This is a genomic window from Bacteroides sp. AM10-21B (genome assembly GCF_003472565.1).
GTDB lineage: Bacteria > Bacteroidota > Bacteroidia > Bacteroidales > Bacteroidaceae > Bacteroides > Bacteroides propionicigenes.
Genome location: NZ_QRME01000016.1, coordinates 1 through 1544, shown reverse-complemented (window position 1 = coordinate 1544; position 1544 = coordinate 1). Strand labels below are relative to the sequence as shown.

Sequence of the window (1544 nt, the reverse complement as noted above, 5' to 3'; positions counted from 1 at the left end):
CAAGCCAATCGGATTTGATACGTATGCAAGCGTGCAGACACGCGGAATAGAAGCGGACATAGAGCTCTTAAAAGGTGATGGAATCGGAGTTATGGCGTATCAGACGACCGGAGATTACAGCACAACCGGAGCTAAATCAGAATTCATGAATAAGGAGTCGGTAGATTGGAATAACACCACCAGCAAATGGGAATACGCCCCCGTAAAATTCTGGCCTGCAGGAACCAATGAGAAAGTTTCGTTCTTCGCCTATTCGCCTCCCTACGACATCACACCGACATCCGCTGACGCAAGCAACAACCCCAAAATAGCCTATACACTACGAGACTACCAATATCAGATGATAGACATAGTAGTGTCCAACCCCGAAGATGCGACCAACAATACAATGAACATGACTTCGGCTTCGGGAACAGTAAAATTCAAGTTCATGCACCCGCTGACCAGAGTGGATATGGTAGCCAAAACAGGCACGGACATCAGCAAAAACAGCGCTACAAAGGTATTCATCACAGGCGTATCGCTGATACACACCAGCAAGCTGAACAAAAAAGGCACACTCGATATGAAAACCCTGACATGGGCAGACAATACAACGGACTACTTAGCTTCTCCGTATGCGCTGACAGCATACGATAATCAAAATAACGAGTGCGGTATCTTGAACCTGACGGCAGCCAACTTCGCAGGCTACACCACCTCGTCCATAGATATCTCTGCAGGAGGAACAACCGCTACATCATTATTCATTAAAAAAGCAAGCGGCCAAAACACAGACGAATTCCTGTTCCTCCTCCCAGTAAACAATGGAACAGGAACAGCCAATGCCGGTGACGTAAAAGTAAAAATAGCATACGACATCGTGAACAAGACAGGCGCCAGCACCCACGCCAAATCTTCAGTCGAAAAAGAAGTGAACCTGCCCGCCGGTGTCTTAAAGAAAGGCTCAGCCTACAAATTCACATTCATCATCGGTCTGAATGCTATCACATTCGATGTAGACACAGACGCAAGCTGGGGAGCAGAAACTGACAACTCCATAACTGTCCAATAACCAATCCTGTCAGGGGTGAAACAATCAATCCTGTCAGAAGTGAAACAATCACCCTTGTCAGAAGTGAGACACCCACCCCTGTCATGCAGAGCGCAGCGAAGCATCTCTTCTCCTTACATACAAGAGAAGAGATGTTTCTGAGCGAAACCAATGAAACGTCAATCAAAGCATTGACACACGCCCGAAGAAGGTTGAATGTCTTTCTTCGGGCACACAAAAAACTCTTTCTAATAAAAAAAGCAAGCAATAATGAGAAGAATAAAAGGTACATACATCCTCATTCCACTATTCTGCACCCTACTGTGCATCGGTTGTGACAACGAAGACACAACCCTAATGCCAACACAGCCCATCGGCTTCTCAACATCAGTAGACGACAGCAATACCGATGCCGCCACCCGTGCCGAAGCCACCACCGCCAACCTCACGGAAATAGGCGTATTTGCATACAATACAGGCACAAGCTACATGGCCTCCACAGGTTTTGCCC

Annotated in this window: 2 protein-coding genes; both read left to right on the top strand. The window is 47.0% G+C overall.

Features of this window, described 5'->3' with window-relative positions; all coding sequences use genetic code 11:
• The coding region (locus DW121_RS15465) for a fimbrillin family protein (protein ID WP_147399680.1) at positions 1 to 1054 on the top strand (1054 nt) is incomplete at its 5' end.
• A gap of 249 nt (positions 1055 to 1303) precedes the next feature.
• Positions 1304 to 1544 (top strand): hypothetical protein (locus DW121_RS15540; protein WP_147399679.1); only part of this gene is annotated, 241 nt, incomplete at its 3' end.